This window comes from Archangium sp. (assembly GCF_036388035.1).
GTDB lineage: Bacteria > Myxococcota > Myxococcia > Myxococcales > Myxococcaceae > Archangium.
Genome location: NZ_DASVSO010000777.1, coordinates 1 through 7,740, shown reverse-complemented (window position 1 = coordinate 7,740; position 7,740 = coordinate 1). Strand labels below are relative to the sequence as shown.

At 66.4% G+C, this 7,740-nt stretch carries 6 protein-coding genes; 4 read left to right on the top strand and 2 right to left on the bottom strand.

The features are described 5' to 3' along the window. Nucleotides 1-255 precede the first annotated feature (255 nt). The 4 genes from VF697_RS31940 to VF697_RS31925 all read left to right on the top strand — a co-directional run bounded on the left by VF697_RS31940 (nucleotide 256) and on the right by VF697_RS31925 (nucleotide 5,549). Nucleotides 256-1,503 carry a hypothetical protein gene (locus tag VF697_RS31940; protein WP_331100883.1) on the top strand — a complete coding sequence of 416 codons (1,248 nt, stop codon included), beginning with the start codon at nucleotides 256-258 and terminating at the stop codon, nucleotides 1,501-1,503. Between the two features lie 180 nt (nucleotides 1,504-1,683). Next, a complete protein-coding gene (locus tag VF697_RS31935) occupies nucleotides 1,684-3,012 on the top strand; it encodes a hypothetical protein (RefSeq protein ID WP_331100882.1) in 1,329 nt (442 codons plus the stop codon). Between the two features lie 9 nt (nucleotides 3,013-3,021). After that, complete coding sequence (locus tag VF697_RS31930; protein WP_331100881.1) at nucleotides 3,022-5,034, top strand: tetratricopeptide repeat protein; 2,013 nt, start codon at nucleotides 3,022-3,024, stop codon at nucleotides 5,032-5,034. Nucleotides 5,035-5,063: 29 nt separating this feature from the next. Beyond that, complete coding sequence (locus tag VF697_RS31925) at nucleotides 5,064-5,549, top strand: hypothetical protein (RefSeq protein WP_331100880.1); 486 nt, start codon at nucleotides 5,064-5,066, stop codon at nucleotides 5,547-5,549. Nucleotides 5,550-5,558: 9 nt separating this feature from the next. On the opposite strand, the gene VF697_RS31920 is transcribed toward VF697_RS31925, so the two are convergent. Both VF697_RS31920 and VF697_RS31915 read right to left on the bottom strand, forming a co-directional pair. Continuing rightward, nucleotides 5,559-6,983 carry an MBOAT family O-acyltransferase gene (locus tag VF697_RS31920; RefSeq protein WP_331100879.1) on the bottom strand — a complete coding sequence of 475 codons (1,425 nt, stop codon included), beginning with the start codon at nucleotides 6,981-6,983 and terminating at the stop codon, nucleotides 5,559-5,561. 1 nt (nucleotide 6,984) lies between these two features. Then, the coding region (locus VF697_RS31915; protein WP_331100878.1) for an SGNH/GDSL hydrolase family protein at nucleotides 6,985-7,740 on the bottom strand (756 nt) is incomplete at its 5' end.

Genomic DNA, 7,740 nt, shown 5'->3' with positions numbered 1-7,740 from the left:
AGGGCACCGGCTTCATCCTCTACCTGCCGCGCGCGCCGCCGCTCCTCCAGTACGAGCCGTCCACGGACGGAGGCATGCGGCGACGCCGGGTCTGAGGTGACCTGGAGCGAACCGGGTTGGCGGGGAGCGGGGGAGCAGGGGTATGCTCGCTCGTGCCTCCTCCAGCCGTCCACCCCCGGCAGGAATTCGTGACTTGGATTCAAACGCCGGGGGCCGGCCGTTTGGGAGGGGACCCTTCGCGAGAGGATTCCCGCCATGACGCTGGCTTTCCCCCACCCTGGCTCTGGCGCTTCCCCAACGGAGACGCGCCTCGCGTCCGAGGCTCGCGGCGCCCACTGGGCGATGGACCCGGCCCTCGCGTGCTACGCCGAGCTCTCGCGAATGATGCGCTCGCCCCGCTGGAAGCGCCTGCTGCGCGCGCACGCGGAGCGGCTGCGGGAGGCGGGGGCGTTGGAGGCGCCCGTCCTCGAGCTGTTGGCCCTGGGTGAGGAGGGCGAGTCCCTCCGGACGTTGCGCCAGCGGCGCTCCCGGCTGGAGGTGCTCGCGCGCAAGCGGCTGACCCACTTCACCCGGCGGAGTGGGGCGTCCCTGGGCGAGGTGCTCGGCGCGCTGGAGGCCCTGGTGCGCGAGCCCGTGCCCCAGCCCCCCGGGCAGGACGAGCCCGTGCTGCTCCAGGGCACCCAGGGGTGGCGTCACCTGCTCGCGTGGCCCGGCTCGTGGGTGTTCGCGCTGCTCACCCTCACCAACCGCCACTGGATGGCGCGGGTCGGCCACCCCGGCCCCCTGCTCATCGCGGGTGGCGCGCTCTTCCTCTACTTCCACCTGCGGTGCTCGGGCCGGTTCTGGCTCACCGCGAAGCGGTTGATGTGGCAGCCGCGCTTCGGCGAGCCGGTGCAGGTGTCGCTGGAGTCGATCGCACCCGGTGGCATCTCCTCCCTGCCGGCCTGGGGCGAGGTGCGCGTCGAGGGCAGCCGCTCGCTCACCGTGCGCCACGCGGGCCACGCCGGCCGACTGGCCGCGTTGCTCGACCTTCACCGCCGCTCGCCCTTCCTGGGGGCGGTGGATGGCTCGCGGCAGGTGGCCGAGGTGTCCGTGCTCCCGGCCAGTCGCCTGCCGGAGTCCGTGCGCTCCGGCCAGCGGGCGGAGCCCGGGGTGGCGGTGCTGCGGCCCGGTTACGCCGCCTTCCTCCCGGCCCACCGCCACGCGGAGATCTTCCGCAGCCTCGCCGGCCCGGAGGCGCAGCGGCCCGATGCGGACGCGACGGTGGAGCTGCTGGTGGAGCACATGCGGCTGCTGTCCGAGACGGAGTTCGACGTGCGCCTGCGGCAGGCCGTGCTCGCCAGTGGTGGCGAGCTGTGGCAGGCGGACGAGGTGCGCTCGGGCTCGGCTCCCAAGAAGGGCACGATGCACCGCTTCAGCGCCCGGGGCATGGGCATGGACGTCCGCGCCGATTCGGTGCGGGCCGAGGTGACGGATCGCATCGTGCGCCGCTGGGCGGCGTAAGCGCTCAAGGGCGGGGGAGCGCGCCTCGTCCCTGGCAGCGGCGGGGTAGGTAGGTCCTTGAACAGTACAGCGAGTGGGCCAGCAAGCGGTCCAGCATCTCGCCAGCTTCCGGTGCATCTGTTAGGAGCGCATGTAGTTGCAGGCGCATCCAAGGGCCCTTCAGGAGCTGAAACAACGCGCATGGAAACCAAAGACCTGGCGTTCCTTCGCAACTTCTTCCGCGCGGTCACCGATCAGCCCATCGAGTTCAACGGGAGCGACACGAATCGCTACGTGCCGCTGTACGACACCCCGGAGCTGGCCCCACATGACCCGGTCAAGCTGCTGGCGCGTCCCATCGAGTTCGCCCTCGGGCAGAGCGTGCAGCTCTTCTCGGGTTTCCGTGGGAGTGGAAAGAGCACCGAGCTGCACCGTCTGCGCAAGCACCTGAGCGAGCACGGTGACTACAAGGTCGTGCTCTGCGACATCGAGGACTACATCAACCTGTCGCAGGGCGTCGACATCGTCGACTTCCTCCTGGCGGTGGCCGGTGCCTTTGGGGATGCGCTCCACAAAGAGGGATTCCTCACTGGTGACCCTGCGAAGGAAGGCTACTGGGCTCGCTTCTCCACCTTCCTGAAGAGCACCCACCTCAATCTCTCGGACCTGTCCTCGGTGGGCATCAAGGTCGCGCTCAAGAGCGACCCCTCGTTCCGGGAGACGCTCCAAAAGCGGATGGCGGGGCACCTCGGAGCGTTGGTCGAGGACGTGCGCGCCTACGTCGCGGGCTGTGTGAAGAGGGTCAAGGACCGGTATGGACCCGATACGGAGGTCGTGCTCCTGCTGGACTCGATGGAGCACATCCGTGGGACGTCGACCAATGCGACGGCCGTGCAGGACTCGGTGGTGAACCTGTTCACCAGCCACAGCGAGAAGCTTCAGTTCAACCACCTGCACGTCGTCTATACGATTCCCCCGTATCTGAAGGTGCTGTACCCGAACCTTGGAACGCTCTACTCCCCAGGCGGTGTCCAGGTTCTTCCGGCCCTGAAGGTGCGCGACAGCTCCGGGAGCGTCTTCCAGCCGGGCCTCGACCTGCTGGAACGACTCATCTCCGCGCGAGGGGATTGGCGAGCACTGCTCGGCCCCGAACGTGGGACGCTCGATGCGTTGAGCCTCCTGTCCGGCGGGCACCTGCGCGACTTCCTGCGGTTGTTCTCCGAGATCATCCGTCGCGCCGATCGTCTTCCGGTGCCACAAGCGACGGTGGATGCCGCCATTGCGCAGGTCCGCTCCGAGTTCCTTCCCATCGCCGATGCGGATGCGAAGTGGCTGCATCTGATCGCCACCACGCATGGCGTAGCGCTGCCAGACATCAAGGTACTGCATGATCTCGCGCGCTACCTCGATACACACCTCGCGCTTTACTACCGGAACGGTCACGAGTGGTACGACGTGCACCCTCTTGTGCGCGACGTTGTGAAGGATCAGGTAGAGGCAGTCAGCAAGCGCTCGGCGAAGGAGCCATGACAGGGAGCCATGAAGCCTGTCACCGAAGAGGATATCGGCCCTGGAGGCGAAGCGGAGTGGCAGAGATTGCGGCGTCAGGTGGAACTGGCTGAAGGGTTCTGGCTGGGGTTCATCTTCTCGCCATCACCCCTGTCCTCGGGTGTGCTACGCCGCCGTACTGAGCGTCTGCTGCGTGGACAGACGCGCCGGTTGGAGTCCTTCCAACCCGACAGCCCTGCGGCCTTGAAGGGCCTGCTGCCCTCGCTGTTCACCCTTGATGTCGCGAGTGCTGGGTGCGCCTGGGTGGAAGCCTTGCACCTCGACCTAGGCGATGGAACGGAACAACCCTGGCGGGAGGCATGGCTGGAACTGGTCTCTCGCATGAACGAGCGGCGCGATGCCCTGCGCCGACACATGCAGGGTGGCCTCGTGCTCGTTGCTCCTCCAGAAATGAAGCTGCCCATTCGGGAGGCAGCTTCGGACCTCTGGTCTATTCGTGCGTTGGTGGTCGAACTCCCCTTGGTGGCGGAAGGCTTGCCGCGTGAGTCTCACCTGAATACGGCATCCTTTTCGGAGCGGTCTGTGAGCGGACAAGCCTCCGAAGCTGACGCACTGACGGAGTTTGCGCTCGCCGAATCAGAGCGACTCATGGCGAAGGCGACTATCGATGACCCACACCTAATAGAGGTTCTGCTACGTCGGGTGGATGCGCTGCTTTCATCGGGACGAACGGGTGAGGCTGTCGAGGCAGCTCGCAGAGCACGAGAGCTTGCGATTGAGCAATCGCGGGCAGAGCCTCGCCTGCAAGCGATGACGCTCCATAAACTTGCCCTGGCCGAGAAAGCCTATGGAGATTTGGCTGCAGCCGAAGAGCACTTGGCGCAGGCGGTAAAGGTTCTGGGGAGCTTTGACAATCGATATCGCTCCGGACTGTTGAGTGAACTGGCAAATATCGCTCTTGAGCTAGGCGAACTCGCGTCGGCCCTAGCCGCCTACGAGGAGTCCCTCGCTCTCGACCGCCAGTTCCGAGCTGCCCTGGGTGATGCTCCCGAGGCACTTCATGAACTCTCCGTTTCACTCAACAAAGTGGGCGACGTGCAGCTACGCTTAGGCCAACTCTCGGTAGCCAGAGCCGCCTACGAAGAGTCGCTCAACCTCCGTCGCCAAATCCGCACTGCCTTGGGCGATACACCCAGTGTCCTCCACGAACTCTCCGTAGCCCTCGGCAAAGTGGGCGACGTTCAGCAAAGCCTGGGGCACATCCCGGCCGTCAGCGCTGCTTACGAGGAGTCCCTCACCCTTCGTCGTCAACTCCGCGCTGCCGTGGGCGATAAGCCCGAGGTCCTTCGCAACCTCTCCATCTCTCTCGAAAGGGTAGGCGACGTGCAGCGAAGCCTAGGACACCGTCATGCTGCCAGCACTGCCTTTGAAGAGTCCCTCTCTCTTCGCCGTCAGCTCCGCGCTGCCCTAGGCGATAAGCCCGAGGTCCTTCACGACCTCTCTATTTCTCTCGATAGGGTGGGCAATGTGCAGGAAGACTTGGGCGACCTCTCAGCTGCCAATGTTGCCTACGAGGAGTCCCTCGCCCTTCGACGGCAGATCCGTGATGCATTGGGTAACACGCCCGCGATCCTCCGAGGAATATCAATTTCCCTCAACAACGTGGGCGACGTGCGACAACTCCTGGGCAATCTCTCGGCGGCTAGAGCCGCTTACGAGGAGTCCCTTGTTCTCACCCGTCAGCTTCGAGCCGTTTTGGGTGATATTCCTGAGGCTCTCCGTGACCTTGGCGTGACCCTCGACAGGGTGGGCAACGTGCAGAATCGTTTGGGCAACCTCCCAGCGGCCAGAGCCGCCTACGAGGAGGTCCTTATCCTTGCTCGCCAGCTCTATGAACGAATGGGCGACATCCCTCAGGCCATTGAGGATCTTGCTACATCCCTAAAAAACGTCGCAATTATACGAGATGTTATCGGAGATAGTGTTGGCGCTGCAGTCGCACGGAAGGAAGCACAAACACTGCGCAGCCGATTGAAAGAATGAACGCTCTGGCGGAATGAAGGCCCGTGCGGATGACCGACAAAATCCTCTACGAAGAAACACAGCGTTTCCGCCAGCCGTGGATCTGGGTGCTGCTGGTCTGCTCCATGCTCATTCCCCTCCTGAGCATCGGGATGCAGCTCGTCGTCGAACGTGATGCGGAGCTCGCCGGGGTCTTCGCTGGGGTACTCGTCCTCGGGCTTCTGCCGCTGGCCCTCTTCGCCTATATGAAGCTCGTGGTGCGTGTGGAGGGAGGGAGCCTGTCGATCCGGTTCGTTCCGTTCCTCCGGAAGCACTATCCCCTTCAGGACGTCTCCCGCTGGGAAGTGTGCGACTTCCGGCCCCTCTCCGACTACGGAGGCTGGGGCATCCGGCGGGGGCGTGGCGGCTGGGCCTACACCGTGTCCGGCAATCGTGGCGTCCAGTTGGAGTTCCGTGACGGACGCAAGCTCCTGGTGGGCTCGCAGCATCCCGAGAAGCTCATCGCCGCGCTCGAGCAAGCCCGGTCCAGAGGCTGACCGGGTGACTCAGAACTGGAAGTAGACGTACGGGCGGGTTTCCACCGAGGACAGGTGGCGCACGCCCAGGCCGATGGCCACCAGCACCATCGCGCGCACCGGCACGGGCAGCTTCACGAAGAGGTCGCCCGCCTGGAAGAAGAAGCGCAGCGGCACCACGTGGCTCACCGCCGCCACCGTCAGCATCGCCCAGACGATGGTGCTCACGTTGGCGAAGCCCATGCTGCCCTCGAAGAGCCGCGCGTACATCTCCCCCGCGTGCGCCAGCGTCGGTGAGCGGAAGACGACGCGCGTGAGCACCACCACGGTGAAGGTCATCACCAGGCCCAGCCCCGCGCGCACCCACGCCATGGGACCTTCCTTCGGCGGCTTGCCCGTCACCCACCACCACACGCGGATGCCGCACTCCATCGCTCCGTGCGCGAGGCCCCAGATGGCGAAGCGCCAGTCCGCTCCGTGCCACAGGCCGCCCAGCCCCATGGTGATCATCAGGTTGAGGAGCGCCCGGGGCTTGGAGACCCGGTTGCCGCCCAGCGGCCGGTAGAGGTAGTCGCGCAGCCACGTGGAGAGGCTGATGTGCCAGCGGCTCCAGAAGTCGAAGAGGTTCGTCGCGAGGTACGGGCGGTTGAAGTTCTCCTCGAACTTGAAGCCGAAGAGCGCCGCCGTGCCGATGGCGATGTCCGAGTACGCCGAGAAGTCGAAGTAGAGCTCGAAGCTGTAGGCCACCGCCGCCACGAAGCACTCGGCCGAGGTGTATGCCTCCGGCGAGGCGAAGACGGGGTCCACCAGGCCCGAGCCCAGCACGTCCGCGATGACCAGCTTCTTCACCATGCCCACCGCGATGCGGTACAGGCCGCGGCCCCCCTCCTCGGACGTCAGCCGGGGCGTGTCGTCGAAGCGCTCGATGAGGTGCGAGGCGCGCACGATGGGGCCCGCCACCAGGTGCGGGAAGAAGAGCAGGTAGAGCAGGTGCTCGAAGAAGGTGTGCTCCTTCTGGATTTCCCCCCGGTACTGGTCCACCACGTAGCTGATGGCCTGGAAGGTGAAGAAGGACAGGCCCACCGGCAGCAGCAGCCCGAAGGGCTCGGTGCGCACGTGGATGCCCAGCGGGCCGAGCAGCGCCACCGCCGTCTCGCGGAACAGGTCCGCGTACTTGAAGGCGCACAGCACCCCGAGCGTGCTGACGATGGACACCGTCACCAGCGCCTTGCGCACCCCCGGCGACTGCGAGCGCCGGAAGCCCTTGATGCACAGGTGGTTGATGCCCGTGGCCCCGAAGAAGAGCAGCAGCGGGAGTGGCGTCCACATCGAATAGAAGAGGACGCTCGCCACCATCAACACACCCAGCCGCGCCCACTTGTGGCGGTGCAGGGCCCAGTACAGGGCGAAGGTGACGGTGAGGAAGAAGATGAACTGGAGGCTGTGGAAGTACACGTCAGCGGCCCTCCGCCGCGAGCGCCGACGGCTGGGCCTTGGAGGCCTCGTACGCCGCGAGCAGGTCGGAGAGGAACAGGCCCGCGAGCTTCTCGTAGCCCTCGGGCGACAGGTGGATGCCGTCGGTGTGGGCGAGCCCGTCGCGCTGCCAGCGCGACATGCTGTTGTCCCCGCCCATGGCCGAGCGCGCGGACCAGTACGCGCAGCCCTGCTCGCGCGCCACCTCGGGTAGCGCCTTCGCCACCTTGGCGAGCCCGGGGGCCAGCTCCCACCCGCCGTCCGCGCGCTGCTGCAGCCGGTCGGTGGTGCCGATGAGGAGGCACTCGGAGCCGCCCGCGTCCTTCTTCAGACGGGCGATGAGGGCGCCGTACTCGGTGCGCAGCTTCGCCGCGTCCAGGTCCGCTTGGCCGCTCTCGTTGGTGCCGTACCAGAAGACGAGGAGCTGGGGCTTGCGCGACGAAATCTGCGCGGCGAGCGCCTGGGGCTCCATGCTGGCCAGGGTGGAGGCGGTGGAGCCCGGCAGGCCCACCGCGTCGTAGGCCACCCCGGGCTGCTCCAGGTCCAACGCCGCGCCCAGCACGGTGAGGGCGCCGCCTCCCGTGTTGAGCACCTCCACCTCATGGGCGGGGCCGGTGACGGGGAAGGAGCGGATGCGCACCGTGGGCACGGTGAAGGGCTCGGGCGGCGCCGGCTCGGGAGGCACGGCGCTGCCGTCCACCTTCAGCTCCATCTGCCCGGAGCCGGGGCCGTCCAGCCA